The organism is Pseudomonas sp. NFACC24-1, assembly GCF_900115235.1.
GTDB lineage: Bacteria > Pseudomonadota > Gammaproteobacteria > Pseudomonadales > Pseudomonadaceae > Aquipseudomonas > Aquipseudomonas fluorescens_AA.
Genome location: NZ_FOVS01000021.1, coordinates 38,567 through 63,229, shown reverse-complemented (window position 1 = coordinate 63,229; position 24,663 = coordinate 38,567). Strand labels below are relative to the sequence as shown.

General features: G+C 59.5%; 20 protein-coding genes, 1 tRNA gene and 1 riboswitch. Of the genes, 13 read left to right on the top strand and 8 right to left on the bottom strand.

Annotated features, from left to right (window positions below; all coding sequences use genetic code 11):
• Positions 1-4 precede the first annotated feature (4 nt).
• Positions 5-1,087: a peptide chain release factor 1 gene (gene prfA, locus BM317_RS19420; protein WP_072409343.1), complete on the bottom strand. Its 1,083-nt coding sequence runs from the start codon at positions 1,085-1,087 to the stop codon at positions 5-7.
• Positions 1,084-2,373 (bottom strand): glutamyl-tRNA reductase, encoded by a 1,290-nt coding sequence (hemA, locus tag BM317_RS19415; RefSeq protein ID WP_092172160.1) that lies wholly within the window; start codon positions 2,371-2,373, stop codon positions 1,084-1,086. Before hemA ends, prfA begins: the two co-directional genes overlap by 4 nt.
• A 172-nt stretch (positions 2,374-2,545) precedes the next feature.
• On the opposite strand from hemA, the gene BM317_RS19410 reads away from it, so the two are divergent.
• The 10 genes from BM317_RS19410 (at position 2,546) to BM317_RS19365 (ending at position 14,837) form a co-directional block, all read left to right on the top strand.
• Entirely contained in the window at positions 2,546-4,270 is a 1,725-nt protein-coding gene (locus BM317_RS19410; RefSeq protein WP_060740651.1) for a tetratricopeptide repeat protein, read from the top strand.
• A gap of 4 nt (positions 4,271-4,274) precedes the next feature.
• Positions 4,275-4,892 carry a lipoprotein insertase outer membrane protein LolB gene (lolB, locus tag BM317_RS19405; protein WP_060740650.1) on the top strand — a complete coding sequence of 206 codons (618 nt, stop codon included), beginning with the start codon at positions 4,275-4,277 and terminating at the stop codon, positions 4,890-4,892.
• A gap of 1 nt (position 4,893) precedes the next feature.
• Positions 4,894-5,745 (top strand): 4-(cytidine 5'-diphospho)-2-C-methyl-D-erythritol kinase, encoded by an 852-nt coding sequence (ispE, locus tag BM317_RS19400; RefSeq protein ID WP_092172163.1) that lies wholly within the window; start codon positions 4,894-4,896, stop codon positions 5,743-5,745.
• Positions 5,746-5,782: 37 nt separating this feature from the next.
• Positions 5,783-5,857, top strand: a tRNA-Gln gene (locus BM317_RS19395).
• A 47-nt stretch (positions 5,858-5,904) separates the two neighbouring features.
• Positions 5,905-6,846: a ribose-phosphate pyrophosphokinase gene (locus tag BM317_RS19390; protein WP_003171603.1), complete on the top strand. Its 942-nt coding sequence runs from the start codon at positions 5,905-5,907 to the stop codon at positions 6,844-6,846.
• 142 nt (positions 6,847-6,988) lie between these two features.
• Positions 6,989-7,591, top strand: coding sequence for a 50S ribosomal protein L25/general stress protein Ctc (locus BM317_RS19385; RefSeq protein WP_092172166.1), 603 nt, complete (start codon positions 6,989-6,991; stop codon positions 7,589-7,591).
• Positions 7,592-7,757: 166 nt separating this feature from the next.
• On the top strand, positions 7,758-8,342 hold the full coding sequence (pth, locus tag BM317_RS19380) for an aminoacyl-tRNA hydrolase (protein ID WP_003185374.1): 585 nt from the start codon (positions 7,758-7,760) through the stop codon (positions 8,340-8,342).
• A 22-nt stretch (positions 8,343-8,364) separates the two neighbouring features.
• On the top strand, positions 8,365-9,465 hold the full coding sequence (gene ychF, locus BM317_RS19375; protein WP_092475751.1) for a redox-regulated ATPase YchF: 1,101 nt from the start codon (positions 8,365-8,367) through the stop codon (positions 9,463-9,465).
• Positions 9,466-9,888: 423 nt separating this feature from the next.
• Positions 9,889-13,134 carry a DUF726 domain-containing protein gene (locus tag BM317_RS19370; protein ID WP_092475748.1) on the top strand — a complete coding sequence of 1,082 codons (3,246 nt, stop codon included), beginning with the start codon at positions 9,889-9,891 and terminating at the stop codon, positions 13,132-13,134.
• A complete protein-coding gene (locus tag BM317_RS19365; protein ID WP_092172175.1) occupies positions 13,134-14,837 on the top strand; it encodes a LeoA/HP0731 family dynamin-like GTPase in 1,704 nt (567 codons plus the stop codon). Before BM317_RS19370 ends, BM317_RS19365 begins: the two co-directional genes overlap by 1 nt.
• A gap of 93 nt (positions 14,838-14,930) precedes the next feature.
• On the opposite strand, the gene BM317_RS19360 is transcribed toward BM317_RS19365, so the two are convergent.
• Both BM317_RS19360 and BM317_RS19355 read right to left on the bottom strand, forming a co-directional pair.
• Positions 14,931-15,518: a hypothetical protein gene (locus BM317_RS19360; protein ID WP_092172179.1), complete on the bottom strand. Its 588-nt coding sequence runs from the start codon at positions 15,516-15,518 to the stop codon at positions 14,931-14,933.
• Between the two features lie 3 nt (positions 15,519-15,521).
• Positions 15,522-15,965: a DUF3592 domain-containing protein gene (locus tag BM317_RS19355; RefSeq protein ID WP_092475745.1), complete on the bottom strand. Its 444-nt coding sequence runs from the start codon at positions 15,963-15,965 to the stop codon at positions 15,522-15,524.
• 145 nt (positions 15,966-16,110) lie between these two features.
• A riboswitch (cobalamin riboswitch) is annotated at positions 16,111-16,306 on the top strand.
• A 140-nt stretch (positions 16,307-16,446) separates the two neighbouring features.
• On the opposite strand from BM317_RS19355, the gene BM317_RS19350 reads away from it, so the two are divergent.
• The 3 genes from BM317_RS19350 to BM317_RS19340 are packed head-to-tail and all read left to right on the top strand — an operon-like array spanning position 16,447 to position 19,261.
• Complete coding sequence (locus BM317_RS19350; RefSeq protein WP_092172185.1) at positions 16,447-17,460, top strand: ABC transporter substrate-binding protein; 1,014 nt, start codon at positions 16,447-16,449, stop codon at positions 17,458-17,460.
• The gene (locus tag BM317_RS19345; protein WP_060740642.1) at positions 17,457-18,473 is read left to right on the top strand and encodes a FecCD family ABC transporter permease; all 1,017 of its coding nucleotides are present in this window, start codon (positions 17,457-17,459) and stop codon (positions 18,471-18,473) included. The genes BM317_RS19350 and BM317_RS19345 overlap by 4 nt, the downstream gene beginning before the upstream one ends.
• Positions 18,470-19,261 (top strand): ABC transporter ATP-binding protein, encoded by a 792-nt coding sequence (locus BM317_RS19340; RefSeq protein WP_092172188.1) that lies wholly within the window; start codon positions 18,470-18,472, stop codon positions 19,259-19,261. The genes BM317_RS19345 and BM317_RS19340 overlap by 4 nt, the downstream gene beginning before the upstream one ends.
• A gap of 48 nt (positions 19,262-19,309) precedes the next feature.
• Here BM317_RS19340 and BM317_RS19335 read toward each other — a convergent pair whose 3' ends face one another.
• From BM317_RS19335 to BM317_RS19320, 4 genes are read right to left on the bottom strand one after another with little or no spacing between them, the layout of a single operon-like run.
• Complete coding sequence (locus BM317_RS19335) at positions 19,310-21,535, bottom strand: OsmC domain/YcaO domain-containing protein (RefSeq protein ID WP_092475742.1); 2,226 nt, start codon at positions 21,533-21,535, stop codon at positions 19,310-19,312.
• A gap of 51 nt (positions 21,536-21,586) precedes the next feature.
• Complete coding sequence (locus BM317_RS19330) at positions 21,587-22,651, bottom strand: sensor histidine kinase (RefSeq protein WP_092475739.1); 1,065 nt, start codon at positions 22,649-22,651, stop codon at positions 21,587-21,589.
• 9 nt (positions 22,652-22,660) lie between these two features.
• A complete protein-coding gene (locus BM317_RS19325) occupies positions 22,661-24,121 on the bottom strand; it encodes an ATPase domain-containing protein (protein WP_092172197.1) in 1,461 nt (486 codons plus the stop codon).
• Positions 24,118-24,552: a hypothetical protein gene (locus tag BM317_RS19320; protein ID WP_256574173.1), complete on the bottom strand. Its 435-nt coding sequence runs from the start codon at positions 24,550-24,552 to the stop codon at positions 24,118-24,120. Before BM317_RS19320 ends, BM317_RS19325 begins: the two co-directional genes overlap by 4 nt.
• Between the last annotated feature and the right edge of the window lie 111 nt (positions 24,553-24,663).

Sequence of the window (24,663 nt, the reverse complement as noted above, 5' to 3'; positions counted from 1 at the left end):
GTGCTTACTCGCCAATCGCCGCCAACTGGTCGGCCTGGTATTCGGCCAGCAACGGCTCGATGACCGCATCGACACCACCGGCCAGGATCTCGTCCAGGGAATACAGGGTCAGGTTGACGCGATGGTCGGTGACCCGGCCCTGGGCGAAGTTGTAGGTGCGGATCCGTTCGGAGCGATCGCCCGAACCCACCAGCAATTTGCGTTCGCTGGCGATGGCATTGGCAGCGGCGCTGGTCTGCTGGTCGTTGAGCTTGGCCGACAACCAGGCCATGGCCCGCGCACGGTTCTTGTGCTGGGAACGTTCTTCCTGGCACTCGACCACGATGCCCGAGGGCAAGTGGGTAATGCGGATCGCCGAGTCGGTCTTGTTGACGTGCTGGCCGCCCGCGCCGGAGGAACGGTACGTGTCGACCCGCAGGTCCGCCGGGTTGATCTCGATGGCTTCCTGCTCGTCCGGCTCGGGCAATACCGCCACGGTGCAGGCCGAGGTGTGGATGCGCCCCTGGGATTCGGTGGCCGGTACGCGCTGCACACGGTGGGCGCCGGATTCGAACTTCAGCTTGCCGTAGACATTGTCGCCTTCGACCCGGGCGATGACTTCTTTATAGCCGCCGTGCTCGCCTTCGTTCTCCGACAGGATCTCCACGCGCCAACCGCGACGCTCGGCATAACGCGAATACATGCGGAACAGGTCGCCGGAAAAAATCGCCGCCTCGTCGCCGCCGGTGCCGGCACGGATCTCGAGGAACACGTTGCGCCCGTCATTCGGGTCCTTGGGCAGCAGCATGCGTTGCAGGTTGCTTTCCAGTTCGAGCAACTGCTCCTTGGCTTCGCGCACTTCCTCCACGGCCATTTCGCGCATGTCCGGGTCGCTGTCCTTGAGCAGCGCCTGGGCGCCTTCGAGGTCGTCCTGCACTTTAAGCAGCTGTTTATAGGTGGCGACAATCGGCTCGACTTCCGCATATTCCTTGGAATAGGTGCGGAATTTGTTCTGGTCGGCAATGACTTCGCCATCGCCCAGCAAGGCGGTCAATTCTTCGAAACGGTCCTGGAGAATGTCCAGTTTGTTGAGCAGCGACGCTTTCATTGCGGTTTTTTATCCGAAAAGCTATCCGGTGAGCCCTCACCGAGGGCAAAGAGTTCCTGGGCCATGGCCAGCGCATCGAGGCGGCCTTCGGCAGTCAGCTTCTTGAGCTGGACACTGGGGGCGTGGAGCAACTTGTTGGTCAGGCCGCGGGCCAGTTGCACCAGCACCTCTTCGGCACTGCCGCCGTTGGCCAGAAGGCGCTGGGCCTTTTGCAGCTCCTCGTCGCGCAGGCGTTCGCTCTGTTGACGATACGCCTTGAGCACATCCACCGCCGCCAGCTCGCGCAGGCGCACCATGAAGTCCTCGGCACCGACGCCGATCATCTCTTCCGCCGCCTGGGCTGCGCCCTGCCGGCTCTTGAGGTTCTCGGCCACCACCTCGTGCAGGTCGTCGACGCTATAGAGGTAAACGTCGTCCAGCTCGCCGACTTCCGGCTCGATGTCCCTGGGAACGGCGATGTCCACCATGAAAATCGGCTTGTGCTTGCGCAGCTTCAGGGCACTTTCCACGGCGCCCTTGCCGAGGATCGGCAGCTGGCTGGCGGTGGAACTGATGACGATATCACTGTGCACCAGCTCGGCGGGAATGTCCGACAGCAGCACGGCATGGGCACCAAACTGTTCGGCCAGGGTGCTGGCCCGTTCCAGGGTCCGGTTGGCGACGACAATGCGCTTCACACCCAGGTCGTGGAGATGGCGAGCGACCAGGGTGATGGTCTCGCCGGCGCCGATCAGCAGCGCCTGGCTGCGTTGCAAATCACTGAAAATCTGTTTCGCCAGGCTGACGGCGGCGAACGCCACGGACACCGGGTTCTCGCCGATGGCGGTGTCGGTGCGCACCTGCTTGGCGGCATTGAAGGTGGCCTGGAACAAGCGCCCCAGCAGCGGGCCGACGGTGCCGGCCTCACGGGCCACGGCGTAGGCCGATTTCATCTGGCCGAGAATCTGCGGCTCGCCCAGCACCAGCGAGTCGAGCCCCGAGGCGACGCGCATCATGTGACGAACGGCCGCATCGTCTTCGTGCACATAAGCACTGGCGCGCAGCTCTTCAAGGCTCAGGTTGTGATATTCGGCCAGCCAGCGCAGCACTGAATCGGCCGAAACGTGATCCTGTTCTATATAAAGCTCACTGCGATTGCAGGTGGAGAGGATCGCAGCTTCGCGGCTGTCGGTGAGTCGGCAGAGCTGCTGCAGGGCCTCAACCAGCTGCTCAGGCGTAAAGGCCACGCGCTCGCGGACGTCTACTGAAGCAGTCTTGTGGTTAATACCGAGTGCAAGGAAGGCCATTCAAGGTCGCTGATGGTGACGTGAAGCCGGCAATTGTCCTACTTCGTCAGATTCAGAACAACCACTCGATCTCTATCGCCCTGCCCTGGCTTGTAAATCGACGGGGCGGTTATGTTTGACCCAAGGCTTGTGTCATGATGATCCGACCGCAGGTTAGTCGTCCTCTTCCTATATGAATAGATCTTCCGCGTTGCTCCTCGCCCTTGCCTTGCTCAGCGGCTGCCAGTCCATGGCCCCCGTTTCGACGGACGGTACGCCGCCAGTCGAAGACAGCGTGCAGGCCCCTGAAAAACCCAAGGTCTATGGCTCGTTCAGCGAAGAAACCATCTTCAGCCTGTTGAGCGCCGAACTGGCAGGCCAGCGCAATCGCTTCGACATTGCGCTGGACAACTACGTGACCCAGGCCATCAATACCCAGGACCCGGGCATCTCCGAGCGGGCATTTCGCATTGCCGAATACCTGGGCGCCGACCAGCCCGCGCTGGATACCGCGCTGATCTGGGCCAGGAATGCCCCCGATGACCTGGAAGCGCAGCGCGCCGCCGCCGTGCAACTGGCCCGGGCCGGGCGTTACGACGACTCCATGGTCTATATGGAGAAAGTCCTGCTGGGCAAGGGCGACACCCATTTCGACTTCCTGGCGCTGTCGGCCGCCGATACCGACCAGGAAACCCGCAACGGGCTGATGAAAAGTTTCGATCGCCTGTTGCAGCGCCACCCGAATAACGGCCAGCTGATTTTCGGCAAGGCCCTGCTGCTGCAACAGGATGGCGACACCCAGGGCGCCCTCACCCTGCTGGAAGACAACCCGCCGGAAGCCGGCGAAGTGGCGCCGATCCTGCTTCGTGCCCGCCTGCTGCAAGGCTTGAATCGCGGCGACGAAGCCTTGCCGCTGCTGGAAAAAAGCATCAAGAAGTACCCGGACGACAAACGCCTGCGCCTCACCTACGCCCGCATGCTGGTGGAAAACAACCGCATGGACGACGCCAAGGTGGAATTCTCCAGCCTGGTCCAGCAATACCCGGAAGACGACGAGCTGCGCTATTCCCTGGCGCTGGTCTGCCTGGAAGCCAAGGCTTGGGAAGAGGCCAAGGGTTACCTGGAAGACCTGATCGCCCGGGAAAGCCATGTCGACTCGGCCCATTTGAACCTGGGTCGCATCGCCGAGGAACGCAACGACCCCGAGAGCGCACTGATCGAGTACGCCCAGGTCGGCCCGGGCAACGACTATCTGCCGGCGCAGTTGCGCCAGGCCGATATCCTGATCAGCAATGGCAAGACCGCCGATGCCCAGAGCCGCCTCGCGGTACAACGCGACTCCCAGCCGGACTACGGCATCCAGCTGTACCTGATCGAAGCCGAAACCCTGTCGGCCAACAATCAGGGCGACAAGGCCTGGAACGTACTGCAGCAAGCCTTGAAGCAGTACCCGGACGATCTGAACCTGTTGTATACCCGCGCCATGCTGGCGGAAAAACGCAATGACCTGGCCCAGATGGAAAAAGACCTGCGCCTGATCATCCAGCGCGACCCGGACAACGCCATGGCCCTCAATGCCCTGGGCTACACCTTGTCGGATCGCACCACCCGCTATGACGAAGCCAAGCTGCTGATCGAACAGGCCCACCAGATCAATCCGGAAGACCCGGCGGTACTCGACAGCCTTGGCTGGGTGAATTTCCGCCTGGGCAACCTCGACGAAGCCGAACGCCTGTTGCGCCAGGCCCTGGAGCGCTTTCCCGACCAGGAAGTCGCCGCTCACCTGGGCGAGGTCCTGTGGGCCAACGGCAAGCAACGCGAAGCCCGGCAGATCTGGAGCCGATTCCTCAAGGATCAGCCAGACAGCCCTATCTTGCGCAGCACCATCAAACGCCTGACCGGATCCGAGACCCTTTAAGATTATGTTTTTGCGCCATCTCATCGTTTTCAGCTTCATTGCCTTGCTCGCCGGTTGCGCGGGCTTCGGCGCCCGTGAATCCGTCCAGGGCCAGGGCAACCAGGCCCAGTGGCGCGAGCACAAGCAACAACTGAGCGGCCTCGACGGCTGGCAGATCGACGGCAAGATCGGCATCCGCGCCCCGAAAGACTCGGGCAGCGGCACGCTGTTCTGGCTGCAACGCCAGGACTACTACGACATTCGCCTGTCGGGCCCACTGGGTCGCGGCGCGGCCCGCCTGACTGGCCGGCCGGGCCAGGTTTCCCTGGAAGTCGCCAATCAGGGACGCTACGAGGCCCCGAGCCCCGAAGCGCTGCTGGAAGAACAGCTGGGCTGGAAACTGCCGGTTTCCCACCTGACCTGGTGGGTTCGCGGGCTGCCGGCACCGGACAGTAAAAGTCGCCTGACCCTCGACGCCGACAGCCGCCTGTCCAACCTGGAACAGGATGACTGGCAGATCGAATACCTCAGCTATGCCCAGCAGAACGGCTACTGGCTGCCCGAACGCATCAAGTTGCACGGCAGCGACCTCGACGTCACGCTGGTGATCAAGCAATGGCAGCCGCGCAAGCTGGGGCAATGACATGACCGCCGCACGCCTGACGCTGCCCTCCCCGGCCAAGCTCAACCTGATGCTGCACATCCTCGGCCGTCGTCCGGACGGCTACCACGAGTTGCAGACGATCTTCCAGTTCCTGGACTACGGCGACGACATCACCTTCGCCGTGCGCGACGACGGCGTGATTCATCTGCACACCGAGTTTGAAGGCGTGCCCCACGACAGCAACCTGATCGTCAAGGCCGCGAAACAACTCCAGGCGCAATCCGGTTGTACGCTGGGCATCAATATCTGGATCGAGAAAATCCTGCCCATGGGCGGCGGCATCGGCGGCGGCAGCTCGAATGCGGCGACGACTTTATTGGGCCTCAACCATTTGTGGCAGCTTGGCTGGGACATCGATCGCCTGGCTGCGCTGGGCCTGACGCTGGGCGCCGACGTGCCGGTTTTCGTGCGTGGCCACGCCGCTTTCGCCGAGGGCGTCGGGGAAAAACTCACCCCAGTGGAACCCGAGGAACCCTGGTACTTGGTGCTGGTGCCGCAAGTATCTGTAAGTACAGCAGAAATTTTTTCAGATCCACTGTTGACACGTAACTCTCCTCCCATTAAAGTGCGCCCCGTTCCCAAGGGAAACAGTCGAAATGACTGCTTACCGGTGGTAGCAAGGCGTTATCCAGATGTTCGTAACGCATTGAATTTGTTAGGTAAATTTACCGAAGCAAAACTCACCGGAACTGGAAGTTGTGTGTTTGGGGGCTTCCCAAGCAAAGCTGAAGCTGATAAAGTCTCGGCCCTTCTTACAGAGACCCTTACAGGATTTGTAGCAAAAGGAAGCAACGTTTCGATGTTGCATCGCAAGCTGCAAGACCTGCTCTAAAAGGAATCGAGTGCTGGGCACTCGCAGCAACAGATACAGGGGCGTCGCCAAGCGGTAAGGCAGCAGGTTTTGATCCTGCCATGCGTTGGTTCGAATCCAGCCGCCCCTGCCATTTTCCTATACTCATCCAGGTATACCCTCAGCCTTCAGGTACTGCGCGTGTCCAAGATGATGGTCTTTACGGGGAACGCCAACCCCGATCTGGCTCGGCGTGTCGTACGTCAGCTGCATATCCCTCTCGGTGACATCTCTGTCGGTAAATTTTCCGACGGCGAAATCACTGCCGAGATCAATGAAAACGTTCGCGGTAAAGACGTCTTCATTATTCAGCCGACTTGCGCTCCGACCAACGATAACCTGATGGAACTCGTCGTGATGGCTGATGCCTTCCGCCGTTCCTCGGCTACTCGTATCACTGCTGTTATTCCTTACTTTGGTTATGCCCGTCAGGATCGCCGTCCGCGTTCCGCACGTGTGGCGATCAGCGCGAAAGTCGTGGCTGATATGCTCACCGTAGTCGGCATCGACCGTGTCCTCACGGTTGACCTGCATGCTGACCAGATTCAGGGGTTCTTCGATATTCCCGTGGATAACATCTACGGCTCCCCGGTCCTGGTGGATGATATTGAAGATCAGCGCTTCGAAAACCTGATGATCGTGTCCCCGGACATTGGCGGCGTCGTGCGTGCACGGGCTGTTGCCAAATCCCTGGGCGTGGATCTGGGTATCATCGACAAACGCCGTGAGAAAGCCAATCACTCCGAAGTGATGCATATCATCGGCGACGTCGAAGGGCGCACCTGTATCCTGGTCGATGACATGGTCGATACCGCCGGCACCCTGTGCCACGCGGCCAAGGCCCTGAAAGAGCATGGCGCTGCCAAGGTCTTTGCCTACTGCACACACCCTGTGCTGTCGGGTCGAGCGATCGAGAACATTGAAAATTCCGTGCTGGACGAGCTGGTGGTGACCAATACCATTCCGCTGTCCGCTGCAGCACAAGCCTGTGCACGTATCCGTCAACTGGATATCGCACCGGTGGTTGCCGAAGCGGTTCGCCGCATCAGCAATGAAGAATCGATCAGCGCGATGTTCCGCTAAGGGCCCTGCCCTTTCCAGGACATCTCGTTGACGAAAAGCGCCCCGCCCCGACATCACCTGTCGGGGCGGGGCTTTTTTGCCCATACCGTGCCTGACGCTGGTCGCAAACGTCACTCGGTCATGGCTATTTTGGAGATACAACATGAACGATTTTACTCTGAATGCTGAAGTGCGTTCCGACCTGGGGAAAGGTGCGAGCCGCCGCCTGCGTCGTCTCGCAAGCCTGGTTCCAGCTGTAGTCTACGGTGGCGAAAAAGCCCCTGAGTCCATCAGCATGCTGGCCAAAGAAGTTGCCAAACTGCTCGAAAACGAAGCGGCCTACAGCCACATCATCGAGCTGAACGTTGGCGGCACCAAGCAAAACGTCGTGATCAAAGCCCTGCAGCGTCACCCGGCCAAAGGCCACGTGATGCACGCTGACTTCGTCCGCGTTGTTGCCGGTCAGAAGCTGACTGCTGTTGTTCCAGTGCACTTCATCAACGAAGCTGCTCCGGTCAAGAAAGGCGGCGAGATCTCGCACGTGACTTCCGAGCTGGAAGTTTCCTGCCTGCCGAAAGACCTGCCTGAATTCATCGAAGTCGACCTGGCTGACGCCGAAATCGGCACGATCATTCACCTGTCCGACCTCAAGGCTCCTAAAGGCGTTGAGTTTGTTGCTCTGGCACACGGCGATGACAAGGCTGTTGCCAACGTCCACGCTCCACGTGTTGCTCCAGAAGCCACTGAAGAAGGCGCTGCAGAGTAATTTCACTCTGTCGCCGGAGTGACCGGAAACATCGCGGACTGGAACGTAGCGAGACAGCGGGCGAGAACGCGAAGTTTACTCAACGGTAAATCCGCCATTTTCGTCCACTGTCGCAACACCGCCTGATTGCGACATCGTTATCCACACTCCAGGAAGGGCCCCTATCGTGACTGCCATTAAACTGATCGTTGGCCTGGGAAATCCAGGCGCTGAATACGAACAGACCCGGCATAACGCAGGGGCCCTTTTTGTTGAGCGCATCGCGCACGCACAAGGCGTCAGCCTGGCGGCCGATCGCAAGTATTTCGGCCTGACCGGGCGCTTCTCGCATCAGGGTCAGGATGTTCGCCTGTTGATTCCCACCACCTACATGAACCGCAGCGGCCAGGCCGTGGCGGCATTGGCCGGTTTCTTTCGCATCAAGCCTGAAGAAATCCTGGTGGCCCACGACGAACTCGACCTGCCTCCGGGCGTTGCCAAGCTCAAGCAAGGCGGCGGCCATGGCGGTCACAACGGGTTGCGCGACATCATCGCGCAACTGGGTAATCAGAATACCTTTCACCGCCTGCGGCTTGGCATCGGCCACCCGGGCGTTGCCAGTATGGTTTCTAACTTTGTCCTGGGTCGTGCGCCTCGCGCCGAACAGGAAAAACTCGATGCCAGCATCGACTTTGCCCTCGGCGTGCTGCCGGATATTCTCGCCGGTGAATGGAACCGCGCGATGAAAAACCTGCACAGCCAGAAGGCCTGACACTTATCCGAGGGGAAACACCATGGGATTCAATTGCGGCATCGTCGGCCTGCCTAACGTCGGCAAGTCCACCCTGTTCAACGCCCTGACCAAATCCGGTATCGCGGCCGAGAACTTCCCCTTCTGCACCATCGAGCCGAACAGCGGCATCGTGCCGATGCCCGATCCGCGCCTGGAAGCCTTGGCAGCCATCGTGATCCCGGAGCGGGTGCTGCCGACCACCATGGAGTTCGTCGACATCGCCGGCCTGGTGGCCGGTGCCTCGAAGGGTGAAGGCCTGGGTAACAAGTTCCTGGCCAACATCCGCGAAACCGATGCCATCGCCCACGTGGTCCGCTGCTTCGAAGACGAGAACGTGATTCACGTCTCCAACAGCGTCGACCCGAAACGCGATATCGAAATCATCGATCTGGAACTGATCTTCGCCGACCTCGATAGCTGCGAGAAGCAACTGCAGAAAGTCGCTCGCAACGCCAAGGGCGGCGACAAGGACGCCGTCGCTCAGAAAGCCTTGCTCGAGCAGTTGATCGCCCACTTCACCCTGGGCAAACCGGCACGCAGCCTGATCAAGAACATGGGCGCCGATGAGAAGCAGATCATTCGCGGCTTCCATCTGCTGACCACCAAACCGGTCATGTACATCGCCAACGTTGCCGAAGATGGTTTCGAAAACAACCCGCTGTTGGACGTGGTGAAAGCCATTGCCGAAGAAGAAGGCGCGATGGTCGTACCGGTCTGCAACAAGATCGAAGCGGAAATCGCCGAGCTTGAAGACGGCGAAGAAAAGGACATGTTCCTGGAGGCCCTGGGCCTTGAAGAACCAGGCCTGAACCGCGTGATCCGCGCCGGCTATGAAATGCTCAACCTGCAGACGTACTTCACCGCTGGCGTAAAGGAAGTGCGCGCCTGGACCGTACGCGTCGGCGCCACCGCGCCACAAGCCGCGGCCGTGATCCACACCGACTTCGAAAAAGGCTTCATTCGCGCCGAAGTCATCGCCTACGACGACTTCATCCAGTACAAGGGCGAAGCCGGCGCCAAGGAAGCGGGTAAATGGCGCCTGGAAGGCAAGGAATACATCGTCAAGGATGGCGACGTGATGCACTTCCGCTTTAACGTCTGACCGGCCTATTAAGTTCCAGGGTGTTTGTTGAAACACCTAGGAACCGATACAACCCCAGAGAACCGCGCCTTAGCGCGGTTTTTCTGTTTCAGAACGTCACATTTCGCTTCTGCTGTTTCCATCCTTCGCCAGAAGAATCGCAGGGTGAATCAACCAAGCTGCTAGCTCAGCCACCGAACTTCCTACCGGAGAAAAAGCCGTAAGCCCCCTCCTGATAGCAACTTGCCACACTCTTAAGGTAAATTAGCCAAAGAGGTGACGCCAACAAGCCCACTCCCCCCGAACAGCACAAGGATGTAGCCATGCCCGCCAGCAACGACCGTCCCCTGGAACCTGCCCTGTAGCACCCGCTCCCCAAGCACCCACGCAAATAAGTCTGACAGCCAAGCCTTGAAACGGCATGACCGTGGATAAGGAGAGTCCATGCCTCACCCTTTTCAGTTTCAAACCTCGCCATTCGCCGGACCGGGCACCACTGAAGCCAACGTTTTCGTCCATGGCTACAGCGCCGGGCATAGCGAGGAGGACAAGCAGTTTCTGCTCGACAAGATCCCCGACCAGCTAAAGCACTACACCAATATCTTTGCGTTCTGGCCTTCGAATCATCTTCTGCGTTTCGACAAGTCTTCGCTTTGGGCACTTGGCGCGGCAGGTCTGAATTTCGGTAAAACCATGTCGAGTTCGCCCCTCGATTCTTTCGGCCTTGTGGGGGCCTTCGCCAAGGACCGGATGGGCAACTTCACTCAGGCCCGCACTCGGGCGGAGCACATGGGAGCGGTGTTGTTTGACCAGTTGCAGGATTACTTGCGTAGCAACCATCCAAAGATCAAGACCATCAACCTGATCGGGCACTCGCTCGGTGGGCGGCTGGTTATCAGCAGCCTGAAGAGTTTTTCGTATCGACAGCAGTTGGCTATCAACGATGTGCTGCTTATGGCCGCCGCCGTTGAAGTCACCGCCATGGAAGCGCGGCAGCTGCGTGAACGGTTCAAGGGGAGGCTTATCAATGCCTATTCCAAGGCAGACAGGACCCTGCTGTTGAACTGGGGTGAAACCTGCCTGGGACGTAACGAGATCGAGCACTTCGAGAGCATCGAAATGAACGATTTCGGTCACACCGATTACTGGGAACGACTGCCAGAAGTGCTGGCGGAGACTCGTTTCAAAGCCCACGCCCCCGGCTCGTCGGACGCTGCTCAAACACCTGCAGAAGAACTCTTGCCACCGCTGGCGCCCGAACAACTCGCCGAAGAACACGACATGAAACTCGAACTGAACAGCCCTCTTGATGTTTACCAGCAAATCAATGACGAGCTGGCACTCATTATCAGTGAACTGAGACATCCTTCGGACGACGAAGCCTTGAACCTATCCCGTCAGGAGGCGCTTCGGCGGCTGACCGAGCATCGGACGGCGCTGTTTGAGCGGCTCGCGGAACTTGAGAAAAATGCCGAGTGGAACACGTTCACCATCGCCTTCTATGGCGAGACGGGGGCAGGCAAGTCGACCCTCATCGAGACCCTGCGCATCCTGCTTCAGGAGCCCGGCAAGCGGGCGAGTCAAGAGGCGTTTCGCAAGCTGCGCGACCAGTACGGGCTGACTGAAGAAACCCTGCAGGGGCTGCAACGGAGCATCGAGCAAGCCGAAGCGCGACTTGAAGAACTGACGCAGCAACTGAGTGCGACAGTGTCGCAGTTCGAACAGCCTTTCAGGGACGCACAGAGCGCGCTGGACCAGGCCAACGCCCGGTCCAGCGAGGTGAAACAGCGACTGGGCGGTGCGTTTGAGCAACACGAGCAATCACATAAGGACGCCCTTGCCGCCGTCACTCGCCTGCACACGCTTCTTGCGACACGCAAAAGCAACGCTTCGCTCTGGCAAAAGCTGTTGAATCTTTTCAGAACGATGCCGGAAGAGCTTCAGTTGAATGAGGCCACCGCTTCGTTGACCGCAACTACAGCGGCACGGGACAGTGCTGCCGCGACGCTGCACGTCGAACAGACGAAAGCCGAACAGGCGTGCCGTGCGATGGAGCAGCAGGTGAGCGAGATCGTAACCAGGCGCGACGACGCTTGTGCGGCGCTGTCCGCGCAACAGGCGGAGGCGACGCAGCAGCAGCGAGCGCTCACCCAGCAGCGACTCGAACATGAGACCCAACTGGCGCAGTTGCTGGGAGAGCTGCAAGTTCATGCTGACGGTCAAATCATCGGTCACGGTTTGAGCGACTTCACCCGCGAGACTCAGCGCTATGAGTTCGAGCTGGACGGCCAACCCTTCGCGCTGCTGGATGTACCCGGTATCGAGGGCAAGGAAGGCTTGGTACTCGACCAGATAGAACGTGCCGTCCAGACCGCTCACGCGGTGTTCTATGTCACCAACCAGGCCGCACCGCCACAAACGGGTGACGGCCAGCACCAGGGCACACTGGAAAAGATCAAGCAGCATCTGGGAGCGCAAACCGAGGTGTGGACCATCTTCAACAAGAAGATCACCAACCCCAAGCACTCACTGACTGACCGACCGCTGGTCTCCGACGACGAAATCGCCAGCCTTGCCGGGCTTGACCAGAAAATGAGCGAGCAGCTCGGCAAGCACTATCAACATGTGTTTCCGCTGAGCGCGCTTCCTGCCTTTCTCGCCTCGACCGACCATCTTGCACCGGGATCACAGAATGCCAAGCGCCGCAGCAAAGTGCTCGAGGATTTCGGTGCCGACGAGTTGCTGGAAAAATCCCGTCTGCGCCCCTTCCTGGATTTGCTAGGCCGCCAGCTGATTCACAACGGCAAAGCCAAGATCATTCGCGCCAACTTCAACAAGGCCAATGACGCGCTCAACCACACCACCCAGACACTCTCAGGCGTTCAGCAGACTCTGAATGCGCTGTCGGAAAAGCTCTCCCAGGAAGAGCAAAGCGCCAAGAGCCAGTTGACCACCAGCTTTGCGGCGCTGAAGAAACGTCTGGAGTCTTGCGGCGAAACCTTGATCGACAACTTCACCCGTAAGGTGCGTAACGACGTTTACGCACGCATCGAAAAAGACATCAGCAACGACGCTTTCAAAAGCGCCCTGACCGAGCAGCTTGAAACCCAGCAGCGCCAGCTCAGCAAGCAGCTGCCCGTGGCAGTGAACATAGAGGTCGGTAAATTCCAGAAGGCCGCCGAGGATATTCTCTCCCGTTTTGAAAAACACGCCCAAGAGTTGACCTCCAGTTACGGAAAGCTGGGCAGCATGCGATTCAACCAACCTTTCAACCTGAACATAAAAATCGACAACGGCGTCAACGTTGCGGGGCTGCTGGCAAGCCTTGTGGGTATCGCGACGGCACCGTTCACCGGCGGAGCCAGCTTGTGGTTCGTTGGGGCTTCAGTACTGACCGCGCTTGTCTCGATCGGCAAGGCACTCTGGAGCGCGCTCAGCACGGACTACAAGATGTCCCAACAACGCCAGGCCCTTGATAAGAATCTGCGCAGCGCCACCGAGCAATTGCGCGACATGCTGCGCGAAAGTCTGGACAGCGCTCTGAGCGAAATGCAGAAGACTATCGACCAACTCGACCTGGCACTTGAAGCGCCTGCCAAACAGGCGGCCAATCAGGTGAGCACGCTGTCGCGCTCGACCATCCGCCTGAAAACCCTCTCCCGCCAAATCGAACTCGCAGGAAACCTGTAATGGAAAACACTCTCAAGACGTTCAAGGCCCAACAGGCTAATACGCTGACGCTGCTGGACAGGCTGCAGAATTTCCTCGGTCAGGGGGCCCAGGCCGGCGTTCCGATTGACCCAGCGTTGAGCAGCAAGCTGCAGAATGTCGTCAGCAGCGTGTCTGGTGAGAAACTCAAGGTCGCGCTGATTGGCGGCTTCTCTGAAGGCAAGACTTCGATTGCGGCGGCCTGGATGGAAAAGCTGGACAGGTCCAGCATGAAGATCAGCCATCAGGAATCCTCCAATGAGGTGAAAGTCTACGAAATCGACGAAGACTTCGTGCTGATCGACACCCCCGGGCTGTTCGGCTTCAAGGAAATGGAAAATGCCGAAACTCACGCCATCGAGAAGTACAAGGACATCACTAAAAAATACGTGAGCGAATCTCACCTGGTGCTCTATGTGATGAACTCGACCAACCCCGTCAAGGAAAGCCACAAGGATGACCTGATCTGGTTGTTCCGCACTCTGGATCTGCTGCAACGCACAGTGTTCGTCCTCAGCCGCTTCGACGAAGTGGCTGACGTAGAAGATGAACAGGACTACCTGGCCAACCTGCAGGTCAAACGCGAAAACGTGACAGGCCGGCTTCGTGAACAGATCGCGCTGACCGACCAGGAAGCAGCCGAACTGTCCATTGTCGCCGTCGCCGCGAACCCCTTCGACATGGGTGTAGAGCACTGGCTGGGCAACCTCGAACAGTTCAAGGCGCTGTCTCACATCGCCACACTTCAGACGGCCACCACAGGAAAGATGCAGCAGAACGGAGGCAGCGCCGCGCTGATCAACGACATGCGCGCCAGCGTCATCCGTGACGTGCTGAGCAACCAACTGCCCGTTGCCATCGAGAACGATCAGAAGGTTTCGCTGGAGGTCGGCAGGCTCGATGAGCTCAATGCTCGCCTGGGCAAGCAACTGGCAACAACCGGGCAGCAAATCGAAGAGGCACGGATCAGCCTTCGTGATTTTGCCACCCGCTACTTCTCCGACCTGATCCTTCAGGCTAAAGGTTGCAGCCTGGAAACCTTCGCGGACTTCTTCGAACGCGAGGTCGGTGCTGAGGGCATCATCCTGTCCACCCGTCTGCAAAATGAATTCAGCCGCCAGACCCAGTCGATTACCCTTGAGGTCGAGAAGATGCAAGTGGGCTTCGACAGCGAGGTCAACCACTTCAACACCACCGTCAAGGCCTTGGGTAAACAAGGCATCAACCACGTGCTCAAAGGCAACTTCATCAATAACACCACGGTGCTGGCCGCACGGGATGGCCTCACCACCATCGCCAAGACGGTAGGCATGGATATCGGCAAGTACCTGAAATTCAAGCCGTGGGGGGCGGTGAAGTTCGCCAAAGGTGCCAATGGCGCACTGGCCTTCCTCGGCGTGGCCCTCGAAGCCTGGGACAGCTGGGAGCAATACAAGCGCGAAGAAGCTTTCAAGAAAGCAGTCGCGACGATGGTCGGCAACTTCGAACAGCAACGTCAGGACTTCCTTGCCCTCGTGAACTCGGAACGCTTCAAGGAGGAGTTCTTCCCGGAGTACCTGCTGCTCAACACACGCCGCAAAGAACTGCAGAGCAATGTGGATGAAAGCCGTGTACGTCAGCAGCGCTTCCAGGCATGGCGCGTTGAAGCTGAAGCCATCGACGCAGAGTTCAAAAGACTGAACTGACCTCATCCAGGCGCCCGCCGAAAGATGCAGCGGGCGCTTCGTGAGCAGAGCTAATTGATTGGCACTGTGGTCTTGCCCACTCCTACAACCGGGCTAGAACAGATAGCCTATGTAAATCGCAGCGCCACCACCGGCCTGCAAACCAGCGTTTATGCCGGCCATGACCACCGCCCCCTTGGCCGACTTCGCCAGCCGCTGGTTGACCAGGGTGGAAGCGATGAGCGAGGTCGCCGGGTTGGAATTCAGTGCCATCGACAACGCCAGCAACTTGGGATCAAGCCCGAACAACAGCGCCGTGGCCGAACCACCGATTCCCAGGCCCACCCCTACTTCGGTGTACATGCACGGTCCGGTGATGTCGTCACTGGTCAGGTCGCGAGCGACCAAGGCATCGCTGACAAACACCTTGCCGGTGCTGGGAAAGGCCTCCGCCGCGCCGGCCGCAGACACACCCTTGCCCTTGATCTGGATATTGATCTTGCCGAAACGCGGCAGCCGCGCGCCGAATCCGGCACCTACTCCGACGCCACCGTAGCGGTAGCTGATGTCCTCGCCCTCGGGCGAACGCAGGATGATCGAACCGCCGCTGCCCGCCACCATGACCACGGTCAGGCCGCCGCCACTGGCGGTCTGATACTGCCAGCGACTTTCATTGACCGGAATCGGGATGTTGTAGCTCATACGTTAAAGTCCTTTATGTGAATGAACCGCACCGCGACCGCGCTGACGGATAGCCTTTGCCAGACCGACAAGGGTGAACACCAGACCGATAAAACCCAGGACCCCGGAAGTGCCCCACAACGCGGCAGAGTCATCGACGATGGCGCTGTTGGCCGGCTGCTCGGGCAGGTAGTACACCCGCACCGGCTGATCCTGCTGATAGCCGAAAATGAAGCCGCCTTGGGGGTAGGAGATTTTTTCACCACTGCTCGTGGTGAACGCGATCTCAGGATGCGAACCACCGGCATTCAAGTGGCTGACGATGCCATCGGCGGTCTGTGCGCGGCCGAGAAACTCGCGTCGCTCAAGCGTGAGATTGATGGCAATGCTCAACAAACCGATACCAATCAGGGCAAACAGCAGGCCCAGCAATATCTTCCCGATGTGTGACGGGGTGTAGTTAGCCATGGTTTGTCTCAGTGTTCGTCCATGAAGAGGGCGACCAGAATAGCAAGAAGCGGCGCTATGCCGCACCTCCGGAAAATCATTCCCGCAATCGTACGACGCCAGGAGAAGGCCTCTCAGTGGCGAGTGGTGATAAACACCCTGATCGACTACCATGCCCAGCGCCGGTTCCCCCACGGGACTAATAGGGAATCCGAGATGCCTCGCACGGCATCAAACGGAACTGCCCCCGCAACTGTAGGTGCTGAGCCTGCTCCTCAATGGCCACTGGGATCACCCCGGGAAGGCTGGAGCCAGGCGATGACGCATCAGTCAGGAGACCTGCCGGCCAAGTCAATCACTAACCGGCGGGGTGTCCGGGAAGGGCATCCTTGCGTTGCGCATCACTGGGCCGATCGGCACTTCAGTGCTTCAGCGGCAGCGTTCGATGATGTGTTTTCCAGTCCGTCCCCTGCTCCGTGTACGGTCAACTGGAGTTTGCGTCATGCTGCTGCCCCGCCTTGCCCCCCTCGTCATCGCCCTGGGTCTGCCGAGCCTCGCCCACGCGGCCCCGACTCACTATCCCCTGACCCTCGAGAACTGCGGCAGCACGCTGACCTTTGAGCAACCACCCAGTCGCGCCGTGACCATCGGCCAGGCCGGCACTGAAATGCTCTATGCCATGGGTTTGAGCGACAAGGTGGTCGGCACTTCGCTCTGGTTCAACGATGTGCAGATGAAGTACAAGGCACAGAACGACAAGATCGAACGCCTGGCTGATAACGAGCCGAGCTTCGAGGCGGTGATCGGCAAACGCCCGCAACTGGTGGCGGTGGAACTGGAATGGATGGTCGGACCGCAAGGCGTGGTCGGTACCCGCCAGCAGTTTCACGAACTGAAGATCCCCACCTACCTGATGCCCTCCGATTGCGAGGCCAAGGATAATCTGGTCGGTGCGGATGGCACACGGCTGGAGGCGTTTCGCATCGACAGTATCTACAAGAGCATCAGCCAGTTGGCTGAAATCTTCGACGTACAGGAGCGTGGCCAGCAGTTGAACGCCCAACTCAAGGCGAGCCTGGCGAAGTCTATCGCCACGGTGCAGGCCAAGGATCTGAAGCAGACGAGCGCGCTGTTCTGGTTCTCCAGCGCCAGTCTGGACATCGACCCCTATGTGGCCGGGCACAAGGGCATTCCTGACTTCATGCTCAGTACCCTGGGCGTGCGCAACGTGGTTGAATCCGATGAGGAATGGCCGACCGTCGGCTGGGAAACCATCGCCAAGGCCAACCCGACCTTCCTGGTCATTGCCCGCATGGATCGCCGACGTTTTCCGGCGGATGACCATGAAAAGAAGCTGCAATTCCTGCGCAGTGACCCGGTGACCCGCAATATGGACGCGGTGAAAAACAACCGCATCATCATTCTCGATGCGATGGCCATGCAAGCGAGCATCAGAATGTTCGACGGCCTGGAAACCCTGGCGACGGCCATCAGCGGCTACGACCTGCCGAAATGATTCCGACGCTGATTCGAACGTTGCTGGCGTTGGCGGCGCTGCTCCTGGCAGTGATTGCCGGCGTGGCCATCGGTGAGACGAGTATCGAGCCGAGTGTGGTGTTCCAGGTGCTGGCCAACAAACTGTGGGCCGCAGGTTATGCCCTCGACCCGATAGACGAAGGCATCGTCTGGAACTACCGGCTGACCCGTGCGCTGGTGGCGGCGGCCTGCGGTGCGGGCCTGGCGACCTGCGGGGTGATCTTGCAATCGCTGTTGCGTAACCCGTTGGCCGATCCTTACCTGCTCGGCATCTCCGCCGGGGCCTCGACAGGCGCGGTACTGGTGGCGCTGCTGGGCATTGGGGCGGGGCTGATTTCGTTGTCGGTCGGGGCCTTCGCCGGGGCCGTTGCCGCGTTCGCCGTGGTCGTTTTGCTGGCCCGTGCCAGCCGCTCACCCGCTGGCACCGGGCAGATCATCCTGGCCGGCATTGCCGGCTCGCAGTTGTTCAATGCGCTCACCGCGTTTCTGATTACCAAGTCCGCCAGTTCCGAACAAGCGCGCGGCATCATGTTCTGGTTGCTGGGAAATCTCAGTGGGGTCCGTTGGCCGTCGGTGTGGCTGTCGGTGCCCGTGGCATTGATCGGTCTTGCGGTGTGCCTGTGGCACCGGCGGGCGCTGGACGCCTTTACCTTTGGCGCCGACTCGGCCGCCTCCCTTGGCATTCCGGTACGCCGGGTGCAATTCCTGCTGATCAGCTGCGCAGCACTGGTGACAGCGGTGATGGTGTCGATTGTGGGCTCCATCGGTTTCGTCGGGTTGGTCATTCCCCATGCCGTGCGTTTGTTGCTGGGTACCCGGCATGCGCGCCTGTTGCCGGCAAGCGCGTTGGGCGGCGCGGTGTTCCTGATCGCCGCCGATGTCTTCTCCCGAACGCTGATCAAAGGCCAAGTCATCCCGGTCGGCGTCATCACTGCACTGGTGGGTGCTCCGGTGTTCGCGTTGATCCTGATCGGTCGGAGAAATGCCCGATGAATGCCGTCACCTCTGTCATCGGCGAATCCGTGCTGAGTTGTTCCGGCCTCGGCTTCCATGTGCGGGACGCCGAGTTGTTGCACGATATCCGCCTGGACATCCGTCGGGGCGAAACCCTGGGCCTCGTCGGCCCCAACGGTTCGGGAAAATCCACATTGCTCAAACTGCTGGCGGGCGTGCGCGCCCCCAGCCGGGGCGACATTCACCTCAACAACCAGCCCCTCAAGACGCTGGCACGGCGAACCGTCGCGCAGACCCTGGCCGTGGTTGAGCAACAGGCCGACACACTGGATGCGATCAGCGTGTTCGACGCCGTTGCCTTGGGCCGAACGCCGTGGCTATCAGCCTTGAGTCCGTGGTCAAACGAAGACGCTGCCATCGTCCAGCAGGCGCTGTGGGACGTCGATGCGGCGCACTTGAAAAACCGCACCTGGCACAGCCTGTCCGGCGGTGAACGCCAACGTGTTCACATCGCTCGGGCCCTGGCCCAACGCCCGCAGATTCTCTTGCTGGACGAACCCACCAATCACCTGGATATCCAGCATCAGCTCGCCATCCTGAAAGTCGTGCAAGCGCTACCTGTCACGACGGTCATCGCCCTGCACGACCTGAACCAGGCGTTGACCTGTGATCGCCTGGCGGTACTGGAACGGGGCCGGCTGGTAGCGCTAGGCAAACCTCTTGAGGTGCTGACCCCGCAACGCTTGCAGGCTACGTTCGGCGTGCACGCCCATTACCTGATCGACCCTTTCGACGGCGCGCAGATCCTGCGCTTTCGTTCCGTTTGACTGAATCTCGGGGTTCGGAAAAAACCGAACCCTATGCAAGTGCCGAGTTTAGCCAAGCGACGGGGCGAGCCCAGAAGATAAAGCCGACACATTGGCCCGCGCCGCGTGCAGTTTTTTGTAGCTGTCGATCAGGCGCAGGTGCCTATCGAGCCCCTCCAGCTTCATGCTGGTCGGCGTCAAGCCATGGAAGCGCACGCTGCCGTCCACCGAGCCGATCGCCGCATCCATCCGCTCGTTGCCAAACATCCGACGGAAATTGGCCTCGTAGTCTTCCAGTTCCAGGTCTTCGTCCAGCTTCATCTCCAGCACCACATTCACGGCCTGGTAGAACAACCCGCGCTCAACCGTGTTGTCGTTGTACTGCAGGAAGGTTTCCACCGCTTCCTTCGCCTCTTCGAACTGCTGCAAGGCCAGATAGATCAGCAGCTTCAACTCCAGGATCGTCAAGTGGCCCCAAGCCGTGTTGTCATCGAACTCGATGCCGATCAAGGTGGTGATGTCGGTGTAGTCGTCCAGCTCGCTTTCCACCAGACGCTCCACCAGCGCTTGCAGTTCGTCTTCGTCCAGGCGATGCAGGTTCAGGATGTCGGCGCGGAAAAACAGCGCTTTGTTGGTGTTATCCCAGATCAGATCGTCCACGGGATAGATTTCCGAATAGCCCGGCACCAGGATACGGCAGGCTTTCGCGCCGATATGCTCGTAGACCGCCATGTACACTTGCTTGCCCATGCCTTCGAGGATGCCGAACAAGGTCGCGGCCTCCTCGGCATTCGAGTTTTCACCCTGGCCGGAGAAGTCCCACTCCACGAATTCGTAATCTGACTGGGCACTGAAAAAGCGCCACGACACCACGCCGCTGGAGTCGATGAAGTGCTCGACGAAGTTATTCGGCTCAGTCACCGCATGGCCTTCGAACGTCGGCTGGGGCAAGTCGTTGAGGCCTTCGAAACTGCGGCCCTGCAACAATTCGGTCAGGCTGCGCTCCAGCGCCACTTCCAGGCTCGGGTGTGCGCCGAACGAGGCAAACACACCGCCGGTCCGCGGGTTCATCAACGTGACGCACATCACCGGGAATTCGCCCCCCAGGGAGGCATCCTTCACCAGGACGGGGAACCCCTGCTCTTCCAGCGCCTGGATACCGGCCATGATTCCCGGGTACTTCGCCAACACGTTGGCCGGTACATCCGGCAGTGCGAATTCACCTTCGATGATCTCGCGTTTGACCGCGCGCTCGAAAATCTCCGACAGACACTGCACCTGAGCTTCAGCCAGTGTGTTACCGGCGCTCATGCCGTTGCTCAGGAACAGGTTTTCAATCAGGTTGGACGGAAAATACACCACCTCGCCGTCCGACTGGCGCACGTACGGCAGCGAGCAGATGCCGCGCTCTTCATTACCCGAGTTGGTGTCGATCAGGTGGGAGCCACGCAGCTCGCCGTCGCGGTTGTAGATTTTCAGGCAGTACTCATCGAGGATTTCCGCCGGCAGCGCATCTTTACGGCCAGGCTTGAACCAGCGCTCGTCCGGGTAATGCACAAACGCCGCGTTGGCGATGTCTTCGCCCCAGAACTGATCGTTGTAGAAAAAATTGCAGTTCAGTCGCTCGATGAACTCGCCCAACGCCGACGCCAGGGCGGCCTCTTTGGTCGCGCCCTTGCCATTGGTAAAACACATCGGCGAGTGTGCATCGCGAATATGCAGCGACCACACATTGGGCACGATATTGCGCCACGAAGCGATCTCGATCTTCATGCCCAGGGCCGCCAAAATACCCGACATATTGGCGATGGTCTGCTCCAGCGGCAGGTCCTTGCCGGCGATATAGGTACCCGCTTGGGAAACCGAATTGGGCATCAGCAACGCCTGGGCATCGGCGTCGAGGTTCTCCACCTCTTCAATGACAAACTCAGGCCCGGCTTGCACGACCTTCTTCACCGTGCAACGGTCGATGGAGCGCAGAATGCCTTGGCGGTCTTTGTCGCTGATATCCGCCGGGAGCTCGACCTGGATCTTGAAGATCTGGTTGTAGCGATTTTCTGGATCGACAATATTGTTCTGCGACAGGCGAATGTTATCGGTAGGAATATTGCGCGTCTGGCAATACAACTTCACAAAGTAAGCCGCGCACAACGCCGACGAAGCCAGAAAGTAATCGAACGGCCCGGGGGCCGAGCCATCGCCCTTGTAGCGGATAGGTTGATCGGCCACCACCGTAAAGTCATCAAACTTGGCTTCAAGTCGAAGGTTGTCGAGAAAGTTGACCTTGATTTCCATACGGGATTACCAGCATAACGAGCAAAAAATAGGCGGCCATTATCCGCTTTTTCAATCGGAAGTCTTGTGCTTTAGCCCATCCTCACCGGTGAGTTGACTCACCAACGGCAACCTCACCACGAACTCGCTACCCTGCCCATCCCCCGCACTCTTGCCGATCACCGTGCCGCCGTGGCTTTCGACCAACTCGCGCACCACCGTCAGGCCAATGCCCAGGCCCGCGCCATTGAACCCGATGGCGTGAACATCCTGCACAAAAGGCTCGAAGATGAACGGCAGTGCCTTGGGCGAGATACCGATGCCGGTATCGCGGATGCTTATCTCCACTGTGTCGCTTTCGGCGGCGACCGAAAGTACGACGGTGCCACCTGCCGGGGTGTACTTGGCCGCATTGCCCAGCAGATTGCCGAGAATCTGCGCAAGGCGCACCGGATCGCCGTTCAACGACAAGGCACATTCGGGCAGTCTGCCAATGAAATGCAGGTCCCTGGAGAGCATGACCGGCTTACAGATGTCCATGGCCTCATCAATGACCTGCAGCAGATCGATCCTTTGACAATCGAGACGAAGCTTGCCGGTCTTGACGCGAGAGACGTCAAGCAAGTCTTCGACTAAACGGGACATATGCCGCACCTGGCCTTCGATCAGCGTCTGCATGCGCGGCAGTTCCTCGCTGGGCACCCGCGCCAGTCGGCCGGCAATCATGCTGATAGGGGTCAGCGGATTGCGCAGTTCATGGGCGACCAGGGCGAGAACGTTACGTTGACGCTCTAGCGCGCGTTCGGCCGAGGTCCTCAGGTGTTGCGCACTGAGGGCGGCGATGACCAGGAGCTCATTGGCTTCGCGCATATCCAGGTACAACTGTTGTTCGACCGGCGTGTTTTTTGGCTTTTGCGCCTCGGACTGGGCCGACAGGATCGCCAGGACCAACTGTTGGTTGGCCTCGATCAATTGCTCGATCTGTCGCTTGTCGGCGAGCTGGGTGTTGGCGTCGCTCAGTTCCTTGTGCAACGCCGCCAGCACCGCCCGCGCCTCGACGGTTTTCTGGCCGAGCAGGAACAGCTCGCGAGCGACCGTAGTCATCGCTTGCTCATCCTTGCCATTGGCCTCATCCATTATTCTGACTCATTCACTGTCGTTGACAGCACGCTGCCGGGTAGGCCGGCCGCCGAGCAGTCCCTCCTGGTCCGGCAACATTTCACCGATCTGCAAACCGCCGTCATCGATGCGATACAGGCGTAATTCATCAGAGTGGGAGCTGGCCCGCACCTTGACCACCGCCATGATGCGCAATAAACGGCTCTGCACTTCAATGTAACGCTGGACGATGATGGCGTCGGTGAGAAACGCCGTGCCGTAAGGACTGAAGCGCAGGTCGGTGTAGCGGTCTTCCAGCTCCGAGGTCAGCAAGACACTGACGCCAGCGCTGGTCAACGCCGTGACCATGCGCGACAGCGACTCGCGAAAGTCCTCGCGAAAGGTCGGCGCCAGCGCCAGTTCGAAGCCCGACAGCGAATCAATGACCACCCGGGTCGCTTTCAGGCGGGCGATCTCGCCCAGCAGCAGGTGCACGATTTCGTCGATGGACAGATCCGGCGCCCGGCTATCCACCAGCCCGACTTTTCCACATTGAATCAAGTTGGCGAGAGTGGCGTTCTGGGAATGATTGGGACGTTGTTCGAATACCGCGATCACGCCGGTTTCGCCATTGCGCGCGCCTTCGTCGAGGAAGGAGGCCGCCAGAATGCTCTTGCCCGAACCGGACGGCCCCGCCACTAACAAGGAATAACCGCGCGGCAAGCCACCGCCAAGCATTTCATCGAGCTGCGGCACGCCCATGGCCAGGCGCTTGATGGGGAACTCCAGCGGGGCTTCGACCGGGTTGAGCGGCGCAGGAGCAAAGACCTTGATCCCCGACGAGGCGATACGGAAAGTGTGCAGCCCCGGCAGTGTCGGCTGGCCGCGCATCTTCATGATTTCCATCTTGCGCACCATGGAATTGCGCTGAACGCTCTGGCGCAGCCAGATCAGCCCATCGGCCACGGTGAAAATCGGGTTGGTATCGGTTTCGGTGAAATACTCGCCGATCAGGAACGTCGTGGCCTGCCAGGTGGTCATCAGCATGCCCAGTTGCTGGACGAACTGCGGCAGGTTGTTATTCGGGTTGTCCTGGGTCTGGCTGGCCAGCACCACCGAACGGAACGAGTCAACGAACACCAGCGCCGGGGAGTGAGCCTCCACCTCGCTGACAATGCGCCGCAGCACCTCGTCCAGGTCCCCGGCCAGGGTGTCATCAGCCAGATTGACGTAACGGATCGATTGATTGATCGCTTCGCTGTCGAAGAAATCGAACTGCTGCTGATAACGCAGCATCTTCAGTGGCGGCTCGCCCAGCACGGTAAAAAACAGCGCGGGACGCTCGGGGGTCGCCAGGGCAAACATCATCTGGTGCGCTAGGGTGGTCTTGCCACAACCGGGCGGACCGGCGATCAGATTGAACGAAAACTCCGGCAATCCTCCGCCCAAGACCTCGTCCAGTCCTGGCACGCCGGTGGCCAAGCGGTTGATAGTCACTTTGGTGCTCATGGCGAATTTTCCTGCGAAGGGGTGTCGCTCAAGGAAGGTTCCCACACGCCACGAAGCAAACGTGCGGTGAGCGAGGGCCCGATCAGCGTGGTCAGCAACTCGTAGAAGATGGTCAGCAACATTTCACCGAAAAACAGCGCATCGGCTTCGCTTTGCTCAACGAGTACGGATTTAAGGGCAGTCAGCACCTGGCCGGCCTGCACCCTGTCGCAGGGGCTGGTCAGACGCGGATGATTGGCCCCACACAGATGCAAACTGCGGCGATAAAGCGCGGCAACGCCTTGTTGACCAATAACGGGCGTGAGGGCCGCCTCTATATCCTGCAAAATTGAAATGATCGCGTGGGCGGTCTTTGCAATGTCAGCGTTGGGGCCAACGCGGTGCGTCAGAGAAGCTACGATCTGACGGCTCTCTTCGCTTAGCGTGGACATGGCTAACTGATATCCGATGGGCAGATATCGATAGTACACCCTCAAGAGCGTTATCGAGGCCCCATCGGTCAAGCAATGCAATTGCGATCACTTACGGTAAGTCAGTCAAAC